This window comes from Sphingobacterium sp. UBA5670 (assembly GCF_002420705.1).
In the GTDB taxonomy this organism is placed as follows: domain Bacteria; phylum Bacteroidota; class Bacteroidia; order Sphingobacteriales; family Sphingobacteriaceae; genus Sphingobacterium.
The window spans coordinates 361,622-388,386 of sequence record NZ_DIIM01000021.1; the positions used below are offsets into that span (position 1 = coordinate 361,622).

The following is a 26,765-nucleotide window of genomic DNA, read 5'->3' on the forward strand; positions in this document are numbered from 1 at the left end:
TTATAAGAGACAAAATATAACAAGATTGTATGTATCTTTGTTCTATACAAAGGATAATACTATGATTACAGTTACTGACAAAGCAAAAACTCGTATCGAGGAAATCATGAAGGATGAGCAATATGACAGCAATTACTTTGTGCGTGTTGCTGTAGAAAGTGGCGGTTGTTCGGGATTGAGTTATAAGCTAAATTTCGATAATGAAGAAAAAAAAGGTGATCAATTTTTCGAAGATAAAGGTGTAAAAGTCTGTTTGGATATCAAATCATTTTTGTACCTAGCGGGTACCGAACTTGATTATTCAGATGGTTTGAACGGAAAAGGATTTGAATTTCACAATCCGAATGCAAGCCGTACCTGTGCTTGCGGCGAAAGTTTCTCCGTCTAGTCATCCGCTTCGATCCACCATAAGCAAAAGAGCCTTGAAATATTTCAAGGCTCTTTTGGTAAGTAACCAAACACTTTTGGTTGCACCAACAAATTATTAGTTTTATAATAAAATATTGACCTATCTTCATTTTCTTAGAATTTTTTTATTTTTTCAACTTTTTAATGGATAAATATTAAAAATCACAACCAAACAGATTAACCAATGATATTTTCATACTTTTGTATCAAATAACTGAATAAAAAATAAAAACTAGGCGTATCAATCTGCGCATGGTATTTCATTTAACTCATATGGAGGGAAGAAAACTTTTAAATACCGAAGTTGCTATCAGCTTCGTTAAAGATACATTTGTCCAAGAACTAAAGAAATCTTTAAATCTAATTCCGATCTCGTCGCCTTTGGTGGTTTTGGACGGTACTGGATTAAATGATGACTTAAATGGAATTGAGCGTCCAGTATCATTTCCGATTAAATCATTGAATGAAAAAAGAGCTGTCGTGGTACATTCATTGGCCAAATGGAAAAGAGTCCGTTTAAAAGAGCTTGAAATGCTGCCAGGTGAAGGCATCGTCACAGACATGAAGGCCCTCCGCCCTGATGAAGATTATACCCCGATTCATTCCATCTACGTAGACCAATGGGATTGGGAAAAGGCCATCGGAAAGGATCAGCGTAATTTGGCCCTGCTAAAGGAAACCGTATTAAAAATTTACGATGCGCTACGATTTACAGAACGACAGGTTGAAAGCAAGTATCCACAGATAAAAGCGATTCTACCCGAAACCATTACATTCATATCGGCTGAAGAACTACTTCAAAAATATCCTAATCTAAATGCTAAAGAGCGTGAAAATGCGATCACAAAAGAATATGGAGCCGTATTTCTATATGGTATTGGAGGGGCACTCAGCAATGGTGTTGCACACGATGGGCGTGCCGCAGACTACGATGATTGGAGTACAGCAAATGAGACTGGCCACAAAGGACTCAATGGTGATATCTTGGTATGGAACCCAATTTTAAATTCAGCTTTTGAACTTTCATCCATGGGGATCCGTGTCGACAAAACGGCTTTGGCACATCAAATGGAAATTAGAAATTGCACAGAAAAGTCCAAACTGACTTTCCATAGCATGCTGCTTAATGACCAGTTGCCAGAATCTATGGGCGGTGGAATCGGACAATCACGTGTATGTATGTTTATGCTTAAAAAACAACATATTGGAGAGGTGCAAGTCAGTATCTGGGAAGAAGATAAAAAAGAGACATTAAGACAAGAAGGTATTGATATTTTATAAAACAATACTTATAGAGAATTAACGACGCGGTAACAATACGGCGTTGTTCAGTATATCGATATAAATCAAGGCAAGGTAATCATCTTTTATAGACTGATTACCTTGTTTTTTTGAACATAAAATGCCTAAAAAATTTTCATTCGAGTTTGTTCCTTTCAAAATAGCGGTATTTTGTATTTTTGCTAAATGCAGCTAGAAGCTATTTTAAATAAATTAGGTATCTCATCCTTAAATGAGATGCAAGAAAAAGTAGTGGAATCGTACCAAAAAGACCATGATTTCATCTTACTTTCACCCACAGGATCTGGTAAAACCCTGGCCTTTTCATTGCTCATTCTAGAGCAATTGAAGGAAATCGTTCGGGAGGTTCAAGTATTGATCTTAGTACCAACTCGCGAACTTGCCTTACAAATAGAACAAGTGCTCCGTAAGGTGGCCACAGGCCACAAAGTCACCTGTGCCTATGGCGGTCATAGTACCCGTATCGAAAAAAATGAATTCAAAGATGCTCCAGGAATTATTATAGGAACTCCAGGACGTATAAAACAACATATCGAAGAAGGAAATTTTGATCCGTCCCATATCCACACCCTCGTGTTAGACGAATTTGATAAATCGTTGGAACTGGGATTTCAGCAACAAATGGATTTCATTATTCGACATATACCAACCCTCAGATCGCGGATATTGACTTCTGCAACGATGATGGATGCAATCCCACCGTTTACACAGATAGAGGAGCCTATTCTTGTTGATTTCCTGAATGATTCACAGAATATACCCCACATTACAATTAAAAAAGTAGTTGCCCCTGTTCAAAAGAAATTGGAGGCATTACTAAAACTCATCTGCAAGATCGGGACGAAAAAAATGATTATCTTCTGTAATCATCGTGATGCAGTCGATCACATCAGCGAACTACTGGACAATCGCAATATTATCCACGACACCTTTCATGGCGGACTAGAACAACAGGATCGCGAACTGGCACTTCTCAAATTCCGAAACCATTCTAACAATGTACTGATCACAACAGACCTGGCTGCAAGGGGATTAGATATTCCAGAGGTTGATGCCATTATACATTACCAGTTGCCACACAAAGAAGACGGTTTTATTCACCGCAATGGACGTACTGCCCGTATGCAAGCGAAGGGTGATGTTTATGTTATCCTCAAACCGGAGGAAGTATATCCTTATATCCCTACAGAAATACCTGAAGAGGAATTTCCTGAATTCTATGACCTCCCTGAAAATTCACCTTTTGCAACACTTTATGTTAGTGCTGGACGAAAAGATAAAGTCAATAAAATTGACATCGTAGGTTTTCTCCTGCATTTGGAAGGTATTGAAAAAGAAGACATTGGCATAATAGAAGTGAAAGATAAGGTCGCTTATGTTGCCGTTAAAAGAAAGCTTGCTTCCGTTATTATCAATAAGGCTAGTGGGCAAAAAATCAAAGGCCGCAAAGTAAAAATAGGGCGTACCTAATTGCTATTCCATCACTTCGATGAATAGTTTAAAACTTACTGCGCACAGTTGAAGCCAAAATTTATCATAAAAATGCCCAGTTTAACCAGGTCCCTTATTAACCAAAAATTAAGGCCGATTACTACAATAACGGAAATATTACAGGGGGGGGTAACAGGGGTATAACAGGGAGGTAGCTGGGGTAACCCCTTGTTAATACCGTGTAAAAGTGGCGTTAACCCACTCCTAATATATAATATGGTGTCAATTTGGCCATAAATTAAATGCCAGCAATGCACAACATAGGAAAGAAACAATTATGGTAATCTGATCAAGTGATCCGATCGGATATGGTTAACGGGAAACAGGAGGCTATCTGCTAATTTGGAATGCAATCTTATTGCCAAGTAAGCCTTCATCATGATGTATAGAAAGGCTTACCTGGCAAATCTGATTTAAGAATGTCTATGTTAGAATAGAAGACTGATCTGGGGTCAGTCATGGAATATAGATTAATCCAATTCTTTTAAGTAGCGAAGATACAATTGTACAGCTTCACGCTTTTTATCTGTTAAATGGAAATTCAGATGCTGCGTCAGATATTTGGTATAATCAAAACCTTCGAACTCTGGGAGGCCGACAATAACATCGGTTGCATGTTCGACACCGTACGCTAAAGCTTCATTAAATTGCTCCACAAAAGAGTCCGGTAGCTTTTTATTACTTACCCAAAGCGCAAAAGCGAAGGGCAATCCTGTAAAATTAAACCACTCTTTTCCCAAATCATAGACATAAGGAACTGCGTTCTTTTTGCCAAAGGTGCGATCTCCAATTAAAACGTAAGCATCTGGCTCAACGGATTCGTCAGTGACCAATTCCACTTCTTTTTTCCAATAGTTCTTAATCAGGACGCGGGCTAGTCCATTTGAAGTGCGCGACTGTTTATCGAGACGTAATGTTTTCACCTCTTCAATAGGTTTATTGGCAAAAATAAAAACAGAATCGACGGCACCTTCTGTACCAATGCAAAAATCTGTATTGATGTAATATTCGGGAAGACTCAATAAGGCAGCTGTAGGAATAATACCAATATCAGCTTGATCATCGATTACTTTTTGCGCACATGCACTCGGATAATCAACGCTCAAGTCGATTTGTTCCATTACTTTCGATTTACGTATTCCATTCAAAAATGGATAAGTATTTGTATACGATACGGCAGAAACTCTAATTTTATTCATTTATCAATGCTTCTAAGTGTGTTGTATTATAATGGTCAATAATCTCAAATTGACCGTTATCATACGACAATTTATATAAAGCAGTATTTGTATGTGGGAAATCATCCATATAACGGGCATCTAGCCCGGTCATAAGACAAAGCATAATCCGTAACGCACGTCCGTGCATACAGACCAGTATATTCTTTTCGTCCGTTTGGGCAAGCATATGATCCAATGCAGCTTGCTGACGCGTCATTAACGCATTAGGAGACTCCCCATTTTCAATACTGACATCCAACTCTCCATTACGCCACGCTGCTACCAATTGTTCAAAACCAGACAGCAATTCGGGTGTTTGTTCTTTTCCTTCATAAACGCCCCAGCTTATTTCATCCAATCCAGCAAGCTGCTCCCAAGGCAAATCCAGATCAATGAATCTTTGTACAGTTTGATGGGTACGCAATAAAGTTGAAGTATATATTTTATCAAAAGGCACTGTATTGTACCGTTCAAAGAAAGCCTGTGCTTGTGCTACTCCCATTTTATTGAGCGGTGAATTAACACCTCTTCCCTGCACAATACCTTTAAGATTTAAATCAGTCTGTCCGTGTCGTATAAAATAAAATGTCTTTTTCAAAGTATGAGTCTAATTATGAATTAACAACGGGTAATGCGTAATAGCTTTTCTTTTGGTTACCTTGATCAAATACGAAATCCTTATAATCCGTAACCACATTATACAGCGTATCTCTTTCAATAGGATGGCGTCCAACATTCTTTATAAGCTCGACAACCTCTTGCGTGGTCATTCCTGGCTTTTGCTCTTCTGCTCCTGCCATGCTGTATATTTTTGTAGTGTCATCCAACGTTCCATCGATATCATCTACCCCAAAGGCTAAGGATAACTGCGCCGTATCTCTCGAGATCATTGCCCAATAGGCCTTGATATGATCAAAATTATCCATGTAAATTCGAGCAATAGCATAGTTCCGTAAGTCTTCAATAACGGATACTTCAGGGATATGAGACATTTGGTTCTCTTTGTTTCTAAATTTTAAAGGGATGAAGGTCTGAAAGCCACCAGTTTTATCCTGAAGCTGTCTTAAGCGTTCCATATGATCTACACGATGCCAAAACTGCTCAATATGACCGTAAAGCATCGTTGCATTTGTATGCATGCCCAACTTATGCGCCTGCTCGTGAATATCCAACCATTGTTCGGCCGTACATTTATCATGCGCGATCTGCTCTCTTACTTCCGGATGAAAGATTTCCGCACCACCACCCGGCATAGAGTCCAAACCGCAGGATTGCAAATATTTCAATCCATCGTAATGGCTCAATTTTGCTTTCTTGAAAATATAGTAATATTCTACGGGTGTCAGTCCTTTGATATGTAGCGCTGGCCGGTGTGCCTTACATTTACGAAAAAAATCGGCATAAAATTCAAGGTTTTGTTTGGGAACAACGCCGCCCGTAATATGAACTTCGGTAACGGCCTCATTGTCATACTTTTTCACAATGTCCATCATGCCATCGACTTCCATCTCCCAACCTTCAGCCCGTTCTTTTATTAATCTCGAATAAGAACAGAACTTACAGTCATAGACACAAACATTAGTTGGCTCGATGTGAAAATTGCGATTGAAAAAAGTATGATCACCATGACGTTTCTCACGAATATAGTTAGCAAGCACACCAAGATAGCCTAACTCACCTTTTTCATATAAAAGAACTCCTTCATCAAAAGTGATACGCTCCTCTCGCAACACTTTCTCCGCTATATCTCTCAATTCGACAGCTAGATTTTTGTCGTTAATCAAGAAATTCAATTTATCTATTGCGTTCATTAAATGTATCTCCTATCTTAAATCAAATGTACCGAAAAGGCAACAAAAGTTATAATAAAAAATGTGACAACAACTAATTTGACAAAGCTCTTAAAAAAGGAACTTAGTCTGTGAACTGTTGCATCTCTATTAGTTTTCGGTATAAACCGTCGCGCTGGATAAGCTCACTATGGCTGCCCTCCTCGACAATTTTTCCCGCTTCAATAACGACAATTTTATCCGCATTCTGAATGGTACTTAAACGATGCGCAATAACAACCGTTGTCCTATTGTCCATTAATTTGTAAAGTGAGTCCTGCACCAATTTCTCAGACTCGGTATCTAAAGCAGAAGTCGCCTCATCAAGAAGCATAATTGGCGGATTCTTTAAAACAGCCCGTGCGATACAGATCCGCTGGCGTTGTCCACCAGATAATTTACCACCCCGATCACCAATGTTAGTCTGATATTCATGTTCTGTTTTCAAAATAAACTCATGTGCATTGGCAATGCGCGCAGCTGCTTCTACCTCTTCCTGGCTTGCAGAAAGATTGGCAAATGCAATGTTATTGAAGATCGTGTCATTAAACAAGATGGATTCCTGATTGACCACACCGATCATATCACGTAAAGAGTCCTGTTTTAAATCCCGTAAATCAGTACCATCAAAGAGAATTTGTCCGCCTGTGACATCCATAAAACGGGGAATTAAATCAACCAACGTCGATTTCCCTCCACCTGAAGGCCCTACCAAGGCAACGACTTTCCCCTTTTCAATCGTCAAATCAATGTTCTGGAGAATCTCTTTATCTTTGGTATATGAAAAGTTTACCTGGTTAAATACAATATTCTTCTCAAAGCTTTTCACGGCCTTCGCATCCGTACGATCTTTCACTTCAGTCTTTTCATCAATGAGCTCCAATACCCTTTCGCCAGCAGCAAGACCATTGTGGATACCGCTAAAAGAATCTGTTAAAGCTTTTGCGGGGCGCATCACCTGTGAAAAAATAGCGATATAGGCAATAAATTCGGGAGCGGTTAAACTCTTGTCACCGGAAAGCACCAAGTGGCCTCCATACAAAAGAATAATAGCCACCATAATTACCCCCAGCAATTCGGAAACGGGCGAACTTAACTGTTGTCTTCTAGCCATAGAACGGCCGATATTTGCATAATGTTCGTTTTCATTATGAAATCTGTTCTTAATAAAGGATACCGCATTGAAAGCTTTGATAATTTTAATGCCTGACAACGCTTCATCCAGATAGGAAATCATATTACCGTAAGATTCCTGAGCAGCATGAGCCTGACTTTTGAGGTTTTTAACAATCCTTGCAATAAAGAATCCAGAGATAGGAATCACCAAGAGTGAAAAGAATGTCAATTGCGCAGAGATATTAAAAAGCATCACAATATAAGCTATCAATTGCAATGGTTCCTTAAAAACCACCTGCAAAGTCCCCGTAACAGAGTACTGCACGACCTGTACATCAGACGCAACTTTAGAAACAATATCTCCTTTTCGCTGACCTGTAAAATAACCAACATGTAAATCCATCACACTATCAAATACCGCTCTACGTAATTTGAGCAGCGTATGAATACGGAAATTCTCCATAATACGCTGACAGAAGTAGCGGAACAGATTACTAACAAATACGGAAATCACAATCACAATACAGACGTATTTCAATGCGCCATAAGCTCCAAACTGGTTATTGGCAACACCCGCGTAGTAGTTAAACCAGGCGAGAATATCCGTATAAGTTTCCGGCTTGACTGCCTCGCTGGTAGTTTGACCAGCATTAAAAAGTGTATGGAGTAACGGAGCAAGTAATGCTAAATTCAATGTGCTAAAAATAACCGTGATAAGCGTGAAAATTACATATGGGATTGCAAATTTCTCAATGGGTTTAGCAAACGATAAGAGCCTAAAATATGTTTTCATTTATTTTGAACTTAGACAAATTACCTTTATACGAAAAGTCATTTGTCGGTCTCTCCTCTACCTTTCAGATTTTTGACGAGGAAATTGAACAAAAATAACAAATTAATCAAGAAAAGCGCATATCCTAGCAAGGGACTATAAAATTTGTTGCATCTCAAGAACAAAGCATTCAGCTTGTTCAGCTTGAAAAATCGATAAAAAAATCTCCTTTTAATAGATAATTCCCTAATTTAGCCTTATTCAAATACCAAATTTATTAAAATAAAATGCAAATAGACGTTGCCAAAAGATTGCAGCACACTGAAGAATATTATTTCTCCAAAAAATTAAGAGAAATTGATGAATTGAACAAACAGGGTGCGCGTGTAATCAACCTAGGAATTGGAAGTCCGGATTTGCCTCCACACCCGGAGGTGATCGAGACATTAAATACGAATGCCCAACTTCCAAATGTGCATGGCTATCAAAATTATAAAGGTGCTCCTGCCCTAAGACAAGCCGTTGCTGATTGGTACCAACGTTATTATAATGCGACTTTTGATCCCAATACCGAAATATTGCCCTTAATTGGATCAAAAGAGGGTATTGTGCACATTTGTATGACCTACCTTCAAGAAGGTGATCAGGCACTTATTCCCAACCCGGGTTATCCGGCTTATGCCGCTGCTGTAAGGCTAAGTGGCGCCGAAGCAATAACCTATAATCTTACCCAGGAGAAAAACTGGCTTATTGATTTAGATGCGCTCAAAAAGCAAGACTTGTCAAAGGTTAAATTGATGTGGATAAACTATCCGCACATGCCTACAGGTGCATCCGCACCTGATGCATTCTATCAAGAGCTGATTCAGTTTGCCAAAGAACACAACATACTGATTTGTCACGACAATCCGTATAGCTTTATCTTGACAGATACACCAAGAAGTATTATGAGTATTACAGGAGCGAAAGATGTAGCTATTGAATTGAATTCGCTGAGCAAGTCTTCTAATATGGCTGGATGGCGAATTGGTGTACTCGTAGGCGCCGAAGAACGTATAAACCAAGTGCTTCGTTTCAAAAGCAATATGGATTCGGGCATGTTTTTACCTGTCCAGTTAGCTGCTGCAAAAGCCTTGCAACTGGATGCCACCTGGTATACTGATCTAAACAAGATTTATGCGGAAAGACGCCAACAGGTTTATGAGATTATGGATTTGTTAGCTTGTTCCTATCAAAAAGACCAAGTAGGGCTTTTCGTATGGGCCCGCATTCCGGAAAAATACAAGAATGGCTATGCACTGAGTGATGCAGTTTTGGAAAAATCGCGGGTATTTATTACACCGGGCGGAATTTTCGGAGATAAGGGTGATCAGTATATACGTATCAGTCTTTGTGCGACGGTAGAGGTGCTCAAAGAATCAATCCAGCGAATAAAAGATAGTTTCTAAGAACTTAATATAATTGTTTATATATGAACATAGCCATTGTCGGCGTAGGCTTAATAGGTGGTTCGGCTGCCATTCGCCTAAAAGAAACAAAATTTTGCGACAAAATAATCGGTGTAGATAAGAGTCAAAAAAACTTGGATAAAGCGATGCAGATCGGCTTCATCGACGAAACGGCCAGCTTGGAAGACGCCATTAAGACGTGTAAAGTATTGGTGCTTACAATTCCTGTAGATGCCATTTTACAAGTTGTTCCCCAAATACTGGATCAAGTTACTGATCAGGTTGTTATTGACATGGGATCAACAAAAACAAATATTCTCAATAAAATCAAGGATCATCCTAACAGGGGGCGCTATGTCGCTGCCCATCCAATGGCGGGAACAGAGTATTCGGGGCCTGAGGCTGCAATAGCAGGCTTATTCAAAGGCAAGATGATGGTATATGTCGAAGCATTTAAAACTGATGAGGATGCTTTCGAGATCGCCGATGCCATAACCGACCAATTGGAGATGCGCAGCTGTTTTATGAATGCAGACGAACATGATGTACATACGGCTTATGTATCACACATCTCTCACCTGACCTCTTTCGCCCTCGCCTTAACGGTATTGGAAAAAGAAAAATCTCAGGGACGTATCTTTGAGCTGGCGGGCTCGGGATTTGAATCTACGGTACGCCTGGCTAAAAGTTCGCCCGATATGTGGACACCGATTTTCAAACAAAATCGCGAAAATGTACTCGAAGTACTAGAAGAACATATCAAGCAGCTTCAATCCCTGCACGATTCTATTGCCACCGAGGATTATGACAAATTGCACAAACTTATTACCCGTTCCAATAAGATAAAAAGGATCATTAAGTAAAGCGTGCTTTAGTTAAAATAGATGAATAAAGAAGTCCACCTTTTGGTGGACTTTTTTTATTCATCTTCCAACTCATTAAATTTATCCAGGTCGGCTTTTGCCCCGATAGGATCACCCAATTTTTCACGAATTGCTGCGCGATATGAATACAAATCAGAATAATATGGATTCAAATCGATCGCTTTCGAGTAATCTGCCAGTGCGCCTGGTAAATCCTCCAACTTTTCATTCAAATCGGCTCGTAATGAATACACATAAAAATCTTCCGGATTGAGCGTAACAAGCCGGTCAAAATCCAATAATGCTTCCTCAAAATTTCCCAATCGCTCAAACAAAGATGCCCTTTCTTCGTATACGATCGATGAATCACGATCTATTTCCTCCGCTTTGGCATAGTCTTCCAGCGCACTTTGGTAATTGCGATAGGATTCAAACACTTTAGCGCGAAATATATAGGCTGCAGAACGATTCTCATCAAGAGCAATAGCCTGATTGAAATCAGACAATGCCAACTCAAAACAGGTCAATTTCAGATACAAACTTCCTCTAAAAACAAACAGATTGCTATCCTTGTTGTCGGACTCCGCAATAGCAGAAGAATAAAGACCGATTGCTTTTAAGTAGCTATAGCAATGAACATATTCAAGTCCTAATGAATTTATTTCGTCAGTATTCAGCTGCTTTGGCTTCGATTCCAGCTCTTGAATAACCAAATTATCGGCCTCAAAGTAAGTGAGTTCAGCTTGATTCTCCGCCCATTCCAATACACTATGATAATTAAAATCCAGTCTCTTGGCAATCTGATAATCATAGAAAGCACCTTCGTCTTCATCGATGAGTCGATAAACTAAACAACGGCTCGCATAAAAAAATGGCTCCTCTTTATACTGTTCGATTGCGCTTGTAAACGTTGCAATAGCTTGGTCATATGCCGCTATTTTAAAATAATAAAGCCCCAAATAGCTATAAGCAAGTGCATGATTAGTCAAAGCAATCGCCTGCTCAAGTAAAGCGACAGGATTACCATCACCACTGATTCCGACATTAAACCCTTCCAATGTAGATCTAATCGCGCTCTGCTGGATGGTATCTAGCCAATCAGCGGAAAAAGATAAACTCGCTTCCGGAAAAAATGATGAAATAGGTAAAAAAGAAAACTTAGCAAGAAGTACGGGTACTGGCAGTGTAAAATCTGATTCCACAAAAGTATTGTTTTGTAGAATAACAGCTAGATTTGAAAACATATGCTTCATACCCAAAACTAAGCTAAATTTCATTACAAAAGAAATCTAACGGGAGATCGGATATTATAATCGGGTGTTCTTATCAACTAATTTCACCTGTCAGGTATAAATATTTATAGCGGACAATATCCCTCGAATTTGTAAATTTGATTAATTTTTCCTTTTTGAAAACATAATTGGAAACCTTCTCTTCCATCAAACGCAGGAATTCAACAAATTCAGCAAAAAAGTCTTGACGTTCTCCTGGTGTAAACTGGCTGTTTTTTACAATCCAAAAGAATTGCTCTTCATTTACATGGAAAGATACCTCATTTTTCTTTTCTTTTCGAAAAATAAAGATTGGGTCATTTTCTTGGTTAATAAATAAAGCAAAGCCTGTATTTCCACCATCCAAATTAACAACAAAAGCAGAAAAATGGACAGTACCGATCTGTAAATTTTCCAGACAAATTAATTTATGCAACATCAGGTTGACAATTAGATCACCTAAAATTATTAAGTTTTTATTAAAAAACAAAAAAAGGCCCACAAAATAATTGTGGGCCTTTTGTATTCGACGTAAATCTTATTAGAATGTAAATTTCACAGATGCATTCCAAGTTCTACCCTGTCCGATCAAAACAAAATTGGAAGTATCAATACCATTCCAAGTATTGTTCACATCTGTCACCAAGTTACTCGAAGTAGCTTCCGAAATATAGAACTTATTCAACACATTGTTCATGTTGACACGGAAACTCATACTGTTCTTGTCACTTACTTTGACATTGTAAGAAAGACCGGCATCCAAAAGATTAAAAGACGGTAATTTCATATAGCGTCCATAAGTTTGGCCATCTATTACTTCTCTACGATAATTCGATGCATACAAACGCTCATAGTATCTGTAGTTTGCGTCAACAGACAAGCCCTTAAACACTTTATATTTAGCACCAAATCCATAAGAAGTTTGCGCTGCGTTACCAACATGTTCACCAGTTAAATTAACCTGAGAACGTCCCAATTCGACGCGGTTATCGTTACGTACAACCGAATTTACTGCGCCATCGTATTTCCAGTCACCTATCGATAAAAACCCTGTTAGGCTTAATTTTTCGATTGGACGGGCCTCAAAATCAACTTCTACCCCTCTATGCACCTGTTTTACACCGTAATTTGTTGTATATAAATAGGCTCCTTCGACCAAAATACCAGGATCATTTGTTGGATTGTATTTTTTCACATCATCTGCCGTCGCTAAACTCGAACTACCCGTAACACGGTTTTCCCAGGTTGTGCGGTAAACATTCACATTCACATCCAAGAATCGAGAAGCAAATTTATAACCAGCCTCTAAACCAAGGATTTTTTCATTTTCAGCATTTTCATTAATATCATTTGCAAAATTCATGAAAATATTGTTTTGATAAGGTTGACGGGAATAGTACCCCGCATTACCAAAAACACTATGATGCCCCAATGTATAACTTACACCACCCTTCGTATTGTAGCCAAAATTGTTCACGTCTTTAGAATCCTCATTACCTGGCGTGTATTGAAAATAATCAGAACGTTTGTTTTGTTGTTCGGAAACCGATCCTTGGAAAAACGCTGTAAAGCCATTTTTCGCATATTCCAATTGACCGAACAGACCTCCGTAACGGATGTATTGATTGTAATCCCAAGCTAAACGATCTTCACGCGAATCCGGTTTACTTGAGAAAGCTTTCCAAGGGTTCGTTGAGTATGTATTCGTAACCAATGGCTTATTAGGGAAATTAACATTACCGCCTAATACGACACCATTTGTATTTCCAAGTGGATCAGTCAATTTACGATAGTGTGTACCTTTATAGTCCCTTACATCAAAACCGACATTGAAATTCAAGGATTCTGAAAGTTTACGATTATAGTTAGAAACTATACCAAACCATTGGTGATTGTTCACATCAGCAGCTAAATATTTTCCTGTATTGTATTTATCGCTTCGCAAGGATTGACCACCCCCAGCGGCTAACGATGCGTAAACGACAGTTGACAAAGATGATTTATCATCGATCGTCCAATCCCAGTTCAAATTGGCTACTGGCTTATGATAAAAGTTCTTTTGTGCATTCATCATCACGCCGTTTGCATCCTTATAATTGTCGTTATAACGTCTGCCATTAGCGAGATAGTTAGACAATTTTGAGGTATACCCCTGGTTGTGCCACTGTGGTGCACCCGTTACCATAAAGTTCAGGTTGTGCTTTTCATTCGCTTTATATCCAACAGACAAGAAATAACTTTGTCCAGCACCTTCTGTATGGTCCATATAACCGTTACCTGACCACTGTGTAAACATAGCCGAAACAGCAAAACCGTTTTTCATAAGACCGGTATTGTAACCTACCGTTGCCTTCATAAACATATCGTTACCAACAGTGGTGCGGACAAAACCGCCCTCTTTCATTGCAGTGGATTGTGTCACGTAATTTACGGTTCCGCCGACAGATGAAATCGCTAACTTAGATGATCCCAAACCACGTTGAATCTGCACTAAAGAGGCGATATCTGTAAGTCCCGACCAATTTGACCAATATACACTTCCATTGTCCATACCATTGATAGGCTGACCGTTCAACAAAAATGCTGTATTGGACTGGTCAAAACCACGCGTTGTCATAGAAGACTCACCAAAACCTTTTGCCTGACCAGTGATATAAACCGAAGGGGTATTAGCTAATGCTGAAGTAATATCCTGTGCTCCTACCCTTTCCTCTAAATCCTGCTTACGGATCGTCGAAACGGCAATCGGCGTCTTTCTTCCTGCCGCAATATCGATAACCCCATGACCGACAACAACAACCTCATCCAAATTTGTTGAAGATCCAGCCGTAAAAATTGGATTGATATTCAACGATTCCCCCGATTTCAGCATGATGTTTTCGAAAACAACAGGCGTTTCGCCAATGTAAGTTACCTCTACTTTGTAGGGGCCTCCTTCTTGAAGATTTGAAATTTGAAATTTTCCTTGGGCATCGGCTGAGCCACTTACTACTTGTCCACTTGGGATGTGGGTAATTTTAATGGTTGCTCCTTTAACCGTTTGTCCAGTAGCTTCTTTGACAACTCCTGAAACCGAACCAGTATTTGCTGTTTGACCTTGAACGGCACTATAACTAGCAAAAACAAGGGCAAAAAAAAGTAAAGACTTTTTCATGTTAGATGTGATTGTTTTGTTTTTGTGCCGCAAAATTAGGAATTGATTGTCTTTTTAACTAATTTTAACAATACCAATATCATGCAGTATCTCTATATAGAAAGAATAAATTTTAATCTTCCACAGAAAAACAGCAAATTTCAGCAAAAAGAGCCAATAAAAATACAGCATTGATAAAATAAATACAATACATTCATCCTATTCTTGAAAAAACATCAAAAATAATCAGAATAATATTTTGTCTGTTTTGAATAAATCAAAATTTATCAATTTTACAATTTTTATGTATTGGACACAAGATTTTATAGCCTATCCTCATGAGCTGCTAAAAATTGTTTCTTTCAATCCGCCATTTCCACCGACTTCCTTTTCTTCCCACAACAGCTGAAATAAGCTTATAAATAATTAACTTTAACTAATTTAAAAAATATGTTATCCATAGAACAAGCTTATACAGGCATTCTTGAACCGGAACTAATCGCTGAAATAGCGGAAAACGCGCATATAAAAACGTTCCGTGAAGGTGATCTCATCATTGATACCAATCAATATATCAAGGCTATGCCTCTCCTCTTGGATGGGGCAATAAAAATTGTCCGGGAGGATGAAGATAAAGGCGAATTGTTGCTCTACTATCTGGAAAAAGGTCAAACCTGTACAATGTCGATAGCCTGTTGTCTCGGGAATAAAAAAAGTGAAATTCGTGCGCTCGCAGAAAAAACAACGACTGTAGCCATGATTCCAAATGAGCTTGTCAACCTTTGGATGGGAAAATACCCTTCCTGGCGAAATTTCATCATATCAAGCTATTCAAGCCGTATGGACGAAATGTTACAAGCTGTTGATAGTCTAGCTTTTTCCAACATGGAAGAACGCATCATCAACTATTTGAAAGCCAAAGTGAAGCTGAATGACGACCGAATACTCACCCTTACGCATCAGGATATCGCTTCCGATTTAAATACATCCCGAGTCGTTGTCTCCCGAATTTTAAAAAAACTGGAACAGGAAGATAAAATAGTGCTACTTCGTAACGAAATTAGGGTATTAGTGGAATGAGCAAAACATTTGTATCTTTAGCTATACGTAAATTTCAAGAGCAATTAATGTAATTTTTAGATGAAGATAGAAAAATTAGGATTTATAGGATTAGGAAACATGGGATACCCCATGGCTAAAAATCTAGAAAAAGCAGGATTCCCCCTTTCTGTTTACAATAGAAACAAGGCTAAAGCAGCAGGCTTTGAAGAGCAATCAATTATCAGAGAAGATATAGGTGAATTAGTCGATCATAGCGACATTATATTCTCCATGCTCACAAATGATGAAGCAGTCAGCGAAGTATATGAAAAAATCCTACAAAGGGAGATCAAAGGCAAATTATTTGTCGATATGAGTACAATATCTCGTGAACGCTGTATTTCAATAGCCACTAAGCTAAAAGAAAAAGGCGCTGCTTTTATAGATGCTCCCGTTGCCGGCAGTACCAAACCAGCGACTGAGGGTACGCTTATTATTATGGTCGGTGGTGACCCCGAAGACCTTCATCGCGTCCGACTATACCTCGAGCAGATGGGAAAATCGATCAAACATCTCGGCGAAAATGGCCAGGGAATTGCCGCTAAACTTGCGATCAACTATTTCCTTTCGACGATCTACCAAGGTCTCGCGGAGACGATCTTATTTTCAGATAAACTGGGAATTCAACGAAGCGATATGCTCGAAATCATCAACGATAGTGCCAGCGGCAGTGGGGCAACAAAAGTGAAAACACCATTATTGGTGGAAGAGAACTACAGTCCTGCATTCGCGCTAGACCTTATGCTGAAAGATATTCGACTGGCTCAACAAGCCGGTGCTGACTATCCCCTCCTCAAGACCTTACTCGAAACCTACGGGAAAGCACACGATCGAGGTCTCGGACAGCTCGATGTTATTGGTATCATTGAATCCATCAAGTCGTAGCTTCAGGTTGGCGACAGTGAAAAAAATGTACATTGAAAATTATATTTAGTTGAGATGGACTCCAAATTAGGTTCATTTCTGATCACACAAAATAATGAGTGGAACAAATTCTTTACAGATGAAAACAGTTATGACACTATTGATGCTTACTATGGTCACCATGACTACGCAGGCCCAACAATTAAAACAGGTTTCTTACCAGGATGGTGAACAAAAACTCAATGGACTGGTAACCGCCAATAGGGCAAAAAAAGGCCCTGCTGTCTTAATTCTTCCGGCATGGAAGGGAATTGACAACGAAGCGAAACAAGCTGCATTGCTTCTTGAAAAAGAAGGTTACATCGCGTTCATTGCCGACATCTACGGTGAAGGAAATATTCCCTCAGACAACACCGCAGCTTCGAAAATTGCCGGCCACTACAAGACAGACTATAAAGCTTATCAGCATCGCATAATGCTCGCATTGGAACAACTGAAAAAAGAGGGCGCGGATCCGGCGAGAATTGCTATCATCGGCTATTGTTTTGGAGGTTCAGGAGCCTTAGAAGCGGCGAGAGCCGGCTTCCCCGTCAATGCAGTGATCAGTATCCATGGAGGCCTCTCCAAAGCTGCCGACAGACCCAATGGTTCGATCAAAACAAAAGTACTCGTTGAGCACCCAGCAGCCGATAAAAGTGTATCAAAAGAAGATTACGATGGGTTGGTCAAGGAATTAAATGAAGGAAAAGCAGACTGGCAAATAATTACGTACGCAAATTCTGGACATACGTTTACGAATCCCGAGTCAGCAGAATATAACCCCGTAATGGCTAAACGTGCCTGGGAGCACACTTTATTATTTTTGAAAGAAGTATTAAATTAAATAGCAAAGTCTACAACAGCAATATCGACCCAAATGAATTATAACGCAAAACTGCACATTTATCCGATTATCATTCAATTGTTGATATTGCTGTTATATAGTCCCAGCGCAGCATCGCAAACAGTAAAATCGCTAACAATAGCTAGCCCAACGCATGCAGTTCTATTTGTAACCAATGAGTCCGATAAATCAACTGATTTTATCATGCGTCTCCACGAAAAAAAGGCAACTGAGATTTTCAAATTAGTACCTTATAGCACAACAAAGTTACTGGTGACGAAAACGGATGCAAAAAGACTCACATTTATCGTTAAAAATCACCAATGGACTATCGACGTATTGTCATTAAAGCAACGTCATGCCATGATCTTGTTTGATGGATTAGCCAAACCCAAGATCATATACGATAGTAATACCTATCTGGCAGAAGCCAAACCGATATTAAACACCAGCACACAAATTGCGTCAACGAAAGCTTCTGCACAATATAATGCCTCACATTTCTTTGACTCAATCGCACAAGTTCAATTTATTCCATCCCGGCAATATGCAGCGGCCATTATCGCAAATTCCGCTCTTCCTCTTTATTACAGTCAGCGTAAGAATAAATGTAACGGCACTTATGTAATGCAGCAGTTCTCGGACGAAAATGAGGTGCAATCCGGTGCAATTATGACGACTGTATATGAAGAAGGCAAAGAGATCACATCGAACAATCTTTCCGGGGGAAATAATTATTACAACAAAAGATGCTATAATCAATTAGGACTTATCGACTCCATACAGTACCTTCGAAATAGTAAGTGGAGCAGCAGTACAATTTACCGATATCTGGCAGATGCAATTATTTCCTACGATCCTACATTCGAATCGGCGATTATTTATCACTTGAACAGTAAACTCCAGGTTATAAAAACTGAATCCATTCATTTTGTCTATCAACGGAGAGACTGGACCATTTACAGTTATGATCAACAGAATCGGATTACTGAAGAGATTTCGGGCAGAAATGATCAAAGAGAAAGTCGCGTCCGCTATCAGTATGATAGTCCAGAAACAAGTGACTACTCGCTGCGCCAAACCTTCGATCAAAGCGATCATTTGACAGCCGAAATCAAGCGATCATACCGAGCCAACGAAACGATTGATGAGTTTTATTATGATGGTGTATTACAACAAAAATCTATTGTAAAAGATCTCGGAAACTGTACCTACGAAAGCTTGATATATAACAAGGAGGGAAAGTTAACAGCAAAATACATACAGGCAAAGAAAACCAACTAAACGAACTGAAAAACTGCACTAAGCTCAGACAATAAGATTCTTGATTTTGATAAAAAAATATTCGACGAAATACGGCAAAAAACACATTTCTGCACTAATTTTGATAGCGATACATAAACGTCAAATTGAGAAAAAGAAAACTGATCAGTCAACGTCATCCCATACTCTATTTTATTGCAGTATGGGCGAGAAGAGTACAACGAAAAGCCGTTTGGCTCTTTGACAACAAAAAATACAGCACAGCTAAATCAGCTGAAAAACTGCCCTTTCGTATTAAAAAACATCAGTCGGTATTATTAAAAAAACTGGGCGAAAATAATATGCAATTGCAAATTAACAAAGTTACCAACCTGAAAATTGCAGCAGCACAGATCAATAGCATTCTGATCAGACCACAGGAAACCTTTTCATTTTGTAAACTCGTTGGATTACCTACTGTAAAAAAAGGATATCTACCCGGCATGGAGTTATCTTTTGGTGAAGCAAGGGCAGGTATTGGCGGTGGAATCTGTCAAATATCCAATCTCATCCATTGGCTTGTTATCCATAGTCCACTCACCGTCAATGAACGTTATCACCACTCTTTTGACCCTTTTCCTGACGATGGCCGTGTTTTGCCATTCGGCAGTGGTGCTACGGTGTTTTATAACTATCGTGATTATCAGTTCACCAACAACACGATTTACACCTTCCAAATAAATATCTGGTTCACAGACAAATGTTTAGAGGGCGAATTAAGAATTGATCAAGAACTGGATTTTGCGTACCATGTATTTGAAAAAGAACATCAATTTCTTAAAATAGACAATCAGTTCTTTCGTAAAAATGAGATTTGGCGCGAGAAGTTTTTAAAGTTTCAAGGTGGAAAGATTTTAGAAACCGAACTTTTGACCAAAAATTTTGCCCGGGTTACCTATACCCCTGTTGAATATATTGAAATTAGTGCCGATCAAAATCCGACCGATTAATTCAACAAGCTAAGTGATCGAAAAATGACGGATATGAAAAGTCCTCTTTTTTGTTTAAGTTTGGTCTGGCTTTGGGGGTATTCTGTATAGAATTGAGATAGTCCCTTTGAACCTGATTCGGTTTATACCGGCGTAGGGAAAAGCAAAAATCCACTGTACAGCATACTCCTTTACTGCACAGGCTATCGCTCTTCTTCCCTCCAAGGCCACACAGTATATCTTAGCATATGTAAAAAGAATGGAAGATTCAATTATCAATTTATTAGAGCAGCTGAGGGTTGAAAAACCCCTTATACACAACATCACAAACCTAGTCGTGATGAACAATACTGCCAACGCACTTTTAGCCCTAGGAGCATCCCCTGTGATGGTACACAGTCCATTAGAAGTACGCGAGGTTGTCGATATTGCACAAGCTCTTGTCATTAATATCGGCACCTTGAGTGAAGATACTGCCGAAGCTATGCTGGTTGCTACCGAACATGCCAATACCATTGGAAGGCCATGGGTACTTGATCCTGTTGGTGCTGGGATATCAGCATTCCGCAATGATTTATTATCCAATCTACTGGATCTCAAACCAACGGTTATTCGTGGAAATGCATCAGAAATCATGACGCTGTACAATTTCAACCAACCGAACACAAAAGGAGTCGACAGCACGACAGCTAGTAAAGATGCCCTCCGATTTGGCCAATTATTGCAAGAGCAAACCGGCTCCATTATCTGTATTTCTGGAGAAGTAGACTATATCCTTTCACAGCAATACCGGGTTGAAGTTTTTAATGGCAACCCTTTAATGACACAGGTAACTGGACTTGGCTGTAGTGCTACTGCGCTTATTGGTGCATTTCTAGGTGTTACAGACCAATATTTTGAAGCAGCTGTTGCCGGTGTATCCATTTTGAGCTTAGCAGGAGAACTCGCTGCCCAAACAGCAGCTGGCCCGGGCACCCTGCAATTGAATCTCTACGATGAACTCTATCAGCTCAATGCAGAACGTCTAAAATCAAAGCTCAAGATCAAACGCTATGCGCATTAATCCGCTTTTTCCCTACCCTTTATATTTGGTGATTTCTGAGCGGGACTGTTATCCTCAAAATTGGCTCCATGTTGCCGAAGAAGCCATTATTGGTGGAGTCGATCTTATACAATTGCGCGAAAAAGCTGACGATCCGGCCACATTTTTGGATAAAGCCATCCGTTTAAAAAAACTGACCGATCATTATGGTATTCCGCTCGTGATCAATGATGCCGTAGCAATCGCTGCCCAAATCGAGGCATGGGGAATACATGTGGGTCAAAATGATTTGCAACCGCTCGCTATTCGCGAAAAATATGGTGATAAAATAACTATAGGCTGGTCCATAGAAGACATGCAACAACTGGAAAGTCAACAAATGTACGCCGTCGACCACCTTGGTGTAAGCCCCATTTTTTCTACGAAAACAAAAGTAGATACGGTTACTGAATGGGGAATTACGGGTTTAAAAGAACTTCGGAGTAGGACGGAAAAACCATTGATCGCTATCGGAAGGATGAATTTACAAACAGCAGAAGAGACCTGGAACGCAGGTGCAGACTCCATTGCAGTCGTTTCGGCCATATGCCAAAGTCAAGATCCCAGAGCTGCCAGTGCACAACTAAAAGAACTATTCAAATGACAAAAGATAAAAAATACCGCGTCCCTACCGTACTCAGCATTGCGGGGTTCGATGGTAGCGGTGGTGCAGGTATACAAGCAGATACCAAAACCATATCTGCATTAGGATGTTATGCCATGAATGTCTTAACTGCCCTACCCATACAGAATACACAAGGCGTAAGAAATATTTATGAAATTCCTACAGCAGCCGTCCAGGACCAATTAGATGCTATTTTTGACGACATCTATCCCGATGCAATCAAAATAGGGATGGTACACAATATTGAACTTGTGGAGCTTATTAGCGCCTATTTAAAAGAATATAAAGGGCCAATCGTATTTGATCCAGTCATGGTCTCGACCAGCGGGCACAAGCTCATTCACGATGATACAATTCAGGCCTGCATGGAACTTCTTTTTCCTTTGGCAACGTTAATTACTCCCAATTTAGATGAAGTAAGTGTCTTAGTAGACGAAGTTATTGACAATGTCGAGAAGATGAAAAAAGCGGGAAATGCCTTGTTGGCCAAGGGGTGTCAATCCGTACTGATTAAAGGCGGGCATCTCCAGAGTCAAGAATTAACATCCCTGTTGTTCCGGCACAAGAATCCAGCAATTGAATTCAAATCACAAAAAATTAACAGCAAAAATACACATGGTTCAGGTTGTTCGCTTTCTTCAGCAATTGCGAGCCATTTGGCACAAGGCATTGGTCTCGATAGCGCAGTAGACTTCGCATTAGCCTATATACACGCAGCAATAGCTGGTAGCAAAGATCTCGTCATTGGCAAAGGAAATGGGCCATTAAATCACTTCCACAATCCGATTAAACTTATTCAATATGAACTGGACTGATCATGCCTGGGAATCCATAACAGCTATTTATTCTGATATACTTACTATGCCGTTTATTGTTCAGCTTAGTGATGGCAGTCTTCCTCTGGATAAATTTCAATTTTACATGCAGCAGGATGCTTTCTATTTAGAAGAATTTGGCCGTGTGCTCGCCTTTATAGGTGCAAAAAGTGCGGATAACCAACAAGCATTGGACTACTTCGAATTTGGTCGCAATGCGCTTCTTGTTGAACGGGCATTACACGAAAATTACTTTCGGGAATTTGGTTTAAGTCCTGCCGACAAGAGCAACAAAATCGAACCAACCTGCCATCATTATGTCCATTTTCTTAAAAGCGTAGCCGCTTTCGAGAGCGTTGAGATCGCTATGGCGGCAACACTCCCCTGTTTTTGGATTTATAAAGAGGTCGGCGACCATATTGTAGCCACGGCAAATACACAGGGGAATCCCTATTCCAAATGGATAGAAACCTATAGCGGTGACGACTTTGCACAGGGCGTTATCAAAGCGAAAAACTACGTTGACAAAATTGCAGCAGAAACTACTGCAACAAAACGGGAGAAGATGCGACAAGTATTTATAACAGCTTCCCAATTAGAGTATCAGTTCTGGTTAGCAGCTTACGAACGAAGGGTATGGTAAACAAACGCAAACTGTCCGATACCGAACAGTTGATGTTCAAAAATGAGCATTAACGAAAATAGCACTCAGGAACAAAACTAGTGTTAATCAGTATTTTAAACGGATTAAAAGTTTTGGCATTACTATTATACTCTAGGTGGCAGTTAACAATAGAGCGTGTGCACAAGTGCATAAGCACATAAGAAACGATAAAAAGGGAAATTAAAATGAAACTTTCAGTAACAATAAATTTAAACTAATAACAAAAAAATAATGAAAAGAATCTTAACCATTGCCTTTATTTCATTTTTATATGTAGCTCAGGCACAAGAACGCGAAACACGCAAGATCACTGCTCCAGATGGTATTTCATCGGCAACTTCATTACGTGTAGATTATATCCACTCTAATCGCAACGAGGTTGTTGTTGAAGCAGATAATCCTGAGCATTTATCCCTTATCGAAACGACTGTAAAAAACGGCACACTCTATGTACAGTATAAAAGAAACAGTTCTGTCAGAAATGCGAGAAACAATCGCGTAATTGTTTACTCAAGCAAGATACCAACACGTTTTTCGGCATCATCCAGCAGTTCGATCTATACGGATGAAACGATTAAGGCAAACAAAATTTCTGTAGACGTATCCTCTTCCGCAAAAATATCCCTTAAAAAATTAATTGCGGATGATATAAATCTTTCAACGAGCTCTTCAAGTAAGTTAACGACAGAAGTCAGCAGTAAAAACTTGCAAGTAGCGGCAAGCAGTTCGTCTAAGCAGGAAATTGCGGGTAGCGCTTCAAATTTAGATCTGAACACCAACTCCTCAGCATCGGTTGATATGAGCCGTTTCACGACAACAAATGCGCAAATACAAGCCAATTCGTCTGCCAATGTAACGCTTAGCGTGAAGGAAAACTTACAGGGAAATGTCTCTACGTCGGCAAGAATTGCGTTAAAAAATCAGCCAAAAAATGTCCAGGTTGACAAATCAACAAGTGGCAGAGTAGTATTATAATTTTTAGTGTGGTCTTTAAAAAGACTGTTTATTTATGTTTAATGTTTAGTTAGCTTAAAGGTGATACATACCCCAGTATCACCTTTGCTTTTTTAACCGATTATCTTTCCCTATCCTACTCAACTTCAACGGCCTCCTGTCATCAAAAGCAATTCTTTACATGGAGTCCAGATTCTAGTAATCGGGGATTCCTGGCATTTTCGTATCTTGAAAGTGTAAAATCATAAACTTCAAAAGGATGGATAACTTTCTAGCGAGCTGCTTAAAAAAATTTCAATATTATAAATCACTGGGTGATAAAACATTTGATCAATTAAGTACTGAACAACTATTTTGGCAGCCAAATGATTCGAGCAACAGCATTGCACTGCTTGTGAAACATTTAAGTGGAAATATGCTTTCACGTTGGACCGATTTTCTCAGCACGGACGGAGAAAAAGATAATAGAAACCGGGATCTGGAATTTGAGAATACCTGGACAAACCGCGAGGAGCTTCTTGATCATTGGGATGCCGGATGGAATTGTCTGTTTCAAGCCATTGAGTCTCTCGTAGAAGGAGATCTAGAAAAAGTTATCTTTATACGCAATGAAGAGCATACTGTCATGGAGGCTATTTTGCGGCAGATTGCACATTACCCCTATCATATCGGGCAGATTGTTTATATCGGAAAAATATGTATCGATGAAAAATGGTCCTCCTTATCTATACCCAAAGGCGCTTCTGCATCCTATAATAAGGAAAAATTCAACAGGGAAAAATAGCGGGTAAATCTCTGCCGATTTTTTAAAGGTAGGCAAGTAGAACATGCATTACAAGGGCAGTACACTCCATTTAACACATTAATTCATTGTATAAGCACAGGTAGTTTTAACACATTTTTCGCAAACTTTTAAGTATATTTGTCATACATACAACTATTTCTTTTATATGATTTCGTTGTTAAGTACGTTGTTTTAAGACTATGAAAAATTCGATTAAGATCATCAACAATTACGAGTACAAAAAACTATTTCTACCTGATGTTTCGGAGCATAATCTGTTCAACGAAAATAAAATTCAAGTCTATCGAATTGAAAGCTACCTTCGCAGTATCCTGATGCCCGTCATCCCCTACCGTACAACCTTTAATTTTCTCATTTTTGTTACGAAAGGCACATTGACACAGCATCTGGAGAGTGCCTCTTATACACTGACCGAAAACCAGGTCATTAACATCAAACAAGGTAATATTACGGCTACGCTGGCAATCTCCGATGATGTAGAAGGTTTTTTTGTGGTCTATGAAAATGAAATTGTAACTGATATTGAGCTTGGTATAAACGATATTAAATTTTTCAATTCCCATCCTTTTACCACACTTAAACCCCATGTAGCGCATTGGATCCAGCAAATGTTGATGTTATTGGAAGAAGAACTTTTTACCGAGGGGCGCGTAATGGAAGTCTGCATCTCCATGATGCAGTGTATCCTATTGAAGGTGATAAAATCGGATATTGAGACAAAAGCCCCGATGAGCAGACAGTTAGATATTGCGTTCCGTTTTCGCGAATACGTCCAAAAGTTCCATATCGATCATAAAAACGTCTTATTTTACGCTAATTTATTGCATATTTCAGAAAACTACCTCAATAAATGTGTTAAAGAAGCGACAAATAAACCACCGAAGCAATGGATTAGCGAAATAAGTATTTTACATAGCCAGATTCTCCTGCAGGATGCTACGAGAGATATTGCTGGTATAGCCTTTGAATTGAAATTTCAATCGCCCTCATATTTCACTAGGCTGTTCAAAAAAATCACTGGGTACTCACCCAGTGACTATAGAAAACATAAGTTTATGGCGGGCTAATGTTTTCGTTTATTGTAAGGTAAATTCCAGATTAAATCTACGGCCAAATAATGAACGCCAAAATCTACTTTGTCATAGCCTTTAATTAAGTCGTTCATATACCCCAGATCCAATCGCAAAGGTGTCTTTGGAATATCTGTCATATAATAGAAACCAAGACGGGTCTCTTTATAGCCAAAGCTTGACCAGGCACTAACAGGTTCGTAGAGTTTACTTATTGCAAAAAGTCCCTCTGCGCTCAAAGCCAATTCTTGTTTATTTTTAGCCGAAATTTTAAAATTTAGCTGCGACTTCAAGCGGGTCCTAAATTGAAAATTTTCTTCTGTCTTTTGAAAATCAGCTGTAAAGAACTTTCGGAACTCTTGCCTTAACGTATTTTTCCATTTCAAGCGATCATTCAGGGTAAATGTATACGCATATCGTCCATATAACCTAAACTCTTGCTCGACCCCTTCATTATGATAAGGTGCCGCCTCATCATAGATATTTTGGCGACGATAGCTTACAGCATAACTATATTGCTGGTTTTTGGCAAATTTATGGTAGACTTCATGGTTTAGTACCCAAATGGCCTGTTTATGAAAAGGATTTGAATCATCGGGCGTGCTTTTGGTACCCAGGCCAATATAAGTCAATGCTTCCTTCGTTCCAGCACTATCCAATTTCCTACGCAAGCCCAAAACTGACCAAGATGCGGTCCTTGCTTTTCCTAATCCCGGCGGACTGACCTGTCCATAGACCGTATTTACATGAATTCCCAATAAGAGCATTATTGGGAATAGTTTTATTAAACGAAATTTAAACATACATAAAATTTTAGTT

Annotated in this window: 25 protein-coding genes and 1 riboswitch; of the genes, 17 read left to right on the forward strand and 8 right to left on the reverse strand. The window is 39.3% G+C overall.

All coding sequences use genetic code 11. The features are described from left to right. The first annotated feature begins 61 nt into the window (after positions 1-61). The 3 genes from B3C94_RS19595 (at position 62) to B3C94_RS19605 (ending at position 3,180) form a co-directional block, all read left to right on the forward strand. A complete protein-coding gene (locus B3C94_RS19595) occupies positions 62-388 on the forward strand; it encodes a HesB/IscA family protein (RefSeq protein WP_046675441.1) in 327 nt (108 codons plus the stop codon). Between the two features lie 293 nt (positions 389-681). Continuing rightward, positions 682-1,689 (forward strand): aspartate--ammonia ligase, encoded by a 1,008-nt coding sequence (gene asnA, locus B3C94_RS19600; protein ID WP_293906840.1) that lies wholly within the window; start codon positions 682-684, stop codon positions 1,687-1,689. 237 nt (positions 1,690-1,926) lie between these two features. Further along, entirely contained in the window at positions 1,927-3,180 is a 1,254-nt protein-coding gene (locus tag B3C94_RS19605; RefSeq protein WP_293906842.1) for a DEAD/DEAH box helicase, read from the forward strand. A gap of 491 nt (positions 3,181-3,671) precedes the next feature. On the opposite strand, the gene B3C94_RS19610 is transcribed toward B3C94_RS19605, so the two are convergent. The 4 genes from B3C94_RS19610 to B3C94_RS19625 all read right to left on the reverse strand — a co-directional run bounded on the left by B3C94_RS19610 (position 3,672) and on the right by B3C94_RS19625 (position 8,159). Next, positions 3,672-4,400: a menaquinone biosynthetic enzyme MqnA/MqnD family protein gene (locus B3C94_RS19610; protein ID WP_293906844.1), complete on the reverse strand. Its 729-nt coding sequence runs from the start codon at positions 4,398-4,400 to the stop codon at positions 3,672-3,674. Then, positions 4,393-5,019, reverse strand: a complete 627-nt coding sequence (locus tag B3C94_RS19615) for a histidine phosphatase family protein (RefSeq protein ID WP_293906846.1) — start codon at positions 5,017-5,019, stop codon at positions 4,393-4,395. Before B3C94_RS19615 ends, B3C94_RS19610 begins: the two co-directional genes overlap by 8 nt. Positions 5,020-5,032: 13 nt before the next feature. Beyond that, positions 5,033-6,232 (reverse strand): aminofutalosine synthase MqnE, encoded by a 1,200-nt coding sequence (gene mqnE, locus B3C94_RS19620; protein ID WP_293906848.1) that lies wholly within the window; start codon positions 6,230-6,232, stop codon positions 5,033-5,035. Positions 6,233-6,335: 103 nt separating this feature from the next. Beyond that, on the reverse strand, positions 6,336-8,159 hold the full coding sequence (locus tag B3C94_RS19625; protein WP_293906851.1) for an ABC transporter ATP-binding protein: 1,824 nt from the start codon (positions 8,157-8,159) through the stop codon (positions 6,336-6,338). 266 nt (positions 8,160-8,425) lie between these two features. Here B3C94_RS19625 and B3C94_RS19630 point away from each other — a divergent pair, with 266 nt between their 5' ends. Beyond that, the gene (locus tag B3C94_RS19630; protein ID WP_293906853.1) at positions 8,426-9,586 is read left to right on the forward strand and encodes a pyridoxal phosphate-dependent aminotransferase; all 1,161 of its coding nucleotides are present in this window, start codon (positions 8,426-8,428) and stop codon (positions 9,584-9,586) included. 23 nt (positions 9,587-9,609) lie between these two features. Further along, positions 9,610-10,449: a prephenate dehydrogenase gene (locus B3C94_RS19635; protein ID WP_293906855.1), complete on the forward strand. Its 840-nt coding sequence runs from the start codon at positions 9,610-9,612 to the stop codon at positions 10,447-10,449. A gap of 56 nt (positions 10,450-10,505) precedes the next feature. Here the strand turns inward: B3C94_RS19635 and B3C94_RS19640 are convergent, their stop codons facing one another. From B3C94_RS19640 to B3C94_RS19650, 3 genes are all read right to left on the reverse strand, one after another. After that, positions 10,506-11,726, reverse strand: a complete 1,221-nt coding sequence (locus tag B3C94_RS19640) for a tetratricopeptide repeat protein (RefSeq protein ID WP_293906857.1) — start codon at positions 11,724-11,726, stop codon at positions 10,506-10,508. 49 nt (positions 11,727-11,775) lie between these two features. Next, positions 11,776-12,159, reverse strand: a complete 384-nt coding sequence (locus B3C94_RS19645; protein WP_088162243.1) for a hypothetical protein — start codon at positions 12,157-12,159, stop codon at positions 11,776-11,778. 102 nt (positions 12,160-12,261) lie between these two features. Beyond that, positions 12,262-14,874, reverse strand: a complete 2,613-nt coding sequence (locus B3C94_RS19650) for a TonB-dependent receptor (RefSeq protein WP_293906862.1) — start codon at positions 14,872-14,874, stop codon at positions 12,262-12,264. 429 nt (positions 14,875-15,303) lie between these two features. On the opposite strand from B3C94_RS19650, the gene B3C94_RS19655 reads away from it, so the two are divergent. The 12 genes from B3C94_RS19655 (at position 15,304) to B3C94_RS19710 (ending at position 25,943) form a co-directional block, all read left to right on the forward strand. Then, complete coding sequence (locus B3C94_RS19655; protein WP_075993423.1) at positions 15,304-15,933, forward strand: Crp/Fnr family transcriptional regulator; 630 nt, start codon at positions 15,304-15,306, stop codon at positions 15,931-15,933. Between the two features lie 60 nt (positions 15,934-15,993). Beyond that, positions 15,994-16,839, forward strand: coding sequence for an NAD(P)-dependent oxidoreductase (locus tag B3C94_RS19660; RefSeq protein WP_293906865.1), 846 nt, complete (start codon positions 15,994-15,996; stop codon positions 16,837-16,839). A 118-nt stretch (positions 16,840-16,957) separates the two neighbouring features. Continuing rightward, on the forward strand, positions 16,958-17,701 hold the full coding sequence (locus B3C94_RS19665; protein ID WP_293906867.1) for a dienelactone hydrolase family protein: 744 nt from the start codon (positions 16,958-16,960) through the stop codon (positions 17,699-17,701). A 33-nt stretch (positions 17,702-17,734) separates the two neighbouring features. Beyond that, positions 17,735-18,985, forward strand: a complete 1,251-nt coding sequence (locus B3C94_RS19670) for a hypothetical protein (protein ID WP_293906869.1) — start codon at positions 17,735-17,737, stop codon at positions 18,983-18,985. Positions 18,986-19,110: 125 nt separating this feature from the next. Then, positions 19,111-19,953, forward strand: coding sequence for a VanW family protein (locus B3C94_RS19675; RefSeq protein ID WP_293906871.1), 843 nt, complete (start codon positions 19,111-19,113; stop codon positions 19,951-19,953). Between the two features lie 63 nt (positions 19,954-20,016). Further along, positions 20,017-20,109: riboswitch (TPP riboswitch) on the forward strand. Positions 20,110-20,191: 82 nt separating this feature from the next. Further along, positions 20,192-20,995, forward strand: a complete 804-nt coding sequence (gene thiM / locus B3C94_RS19680; RefSeq protein ID WP_120332591.1) for a hydroxyethylthiazole kinase — start codon at positions 20,192-20,194, stop codon at positions 20,993-20,995. Beyond that, the gene (gene thiE / locus B3C94_RS19685) at positions 20,985-21,617 is read left to right on the forward strand and encodes a thiamine phosphate synthase (protein WP_293906874.1); all 633 of its coding nucleotides are present in this window, start codon (positions 20,985-20,987) and stop codon (positions 21,615-21,617) included. Before thiM ends, thiE begins: the two co-directional genes overlap by 11 nt. Continuing rightward, positions 21,614-22,453, forward strand: coding sequence for a bifunctional hydroxymethylpyrimidine kinase/phosphomethylpyrimidine kinase (gene thiD / locus B3C94_RS19690; protein ID WP_293906876.1), 840 nt, complete (start codon positions 21,614-21,616; stop codon positions 22,451-22,453). The genes thiE and thiD overlap by 4 nt, the downstream gene beginning before the upstream one ends. After that, positions 22,440-23,096 carry a thiaminase II gene (gene tenA, locus B3C94_RS19695; RefSeq protein ID WP_293906878.1) on the forward strand — a complete coding sequence of 219 codons (657 nt, stop codon included), beginning with the start codon at positions 22,440-22,442 and terminating at the stop codon, positions 23,094-23,096. Before thiD ends, tenA begins: the two co-directional genes overlap by 14 nt. Before the next feature lie 252 nt (positions 23,097-23,348). Continuing rightward, the gene (locus B3C94_RS19700) at positions 23,349-24,092 is read left to right on the forward strand and encodes a GIN domain-containing protein (protein WP_293906880.1); all 744 of its coding nucleotides are present in this window, start codon (positions 23,349-23,351) and stop codon (positions 24,090-24,092) included. A gap of 238 nt (positions 24,093-24,330) precedes the next feature. After that, entirely contained in the window at positions 24,331-24,855 is a 525-nt protein-coding gene (locus B3C94_RS19705) for a DUF1572 family protein (RefSeq protein WP_293906882.1), read from the forward strand. 200 nt (positions 24,856-25,055) lie between these two features. Beyond that, positions 25,056-25,943: a helix-turn-helix domain-containing protein gene (locus tag B3C94_RS19710; RefSeq protein ID WP_293906884.1), complete on the forward strand. Its 888-nt coding sequence runs from the start codon at positions 25,056-25,058 to the stop codon at positions 25,941-25,943. Here B3C94_RS19710 and B3C94_RS19715 read toward each other — a convergent pair. After that, positions 25,940-26,749: a DUF2490 domain-containing protein gene (locus B3C94_RS19715; protein ID WP_293906887.1), complete on the reverse strand. Its 810-nt coding sequence runs from the start codon at positions 26,747-26,749 to the stop codon at positions 25,940-25,942. The genes B3C94_RS19710 and B3C94_RS19715 overlap by 4 nt on opposite strands. Between the last annotated feature and the right edge of the window lie 16 nt (positions 26,750-26,765).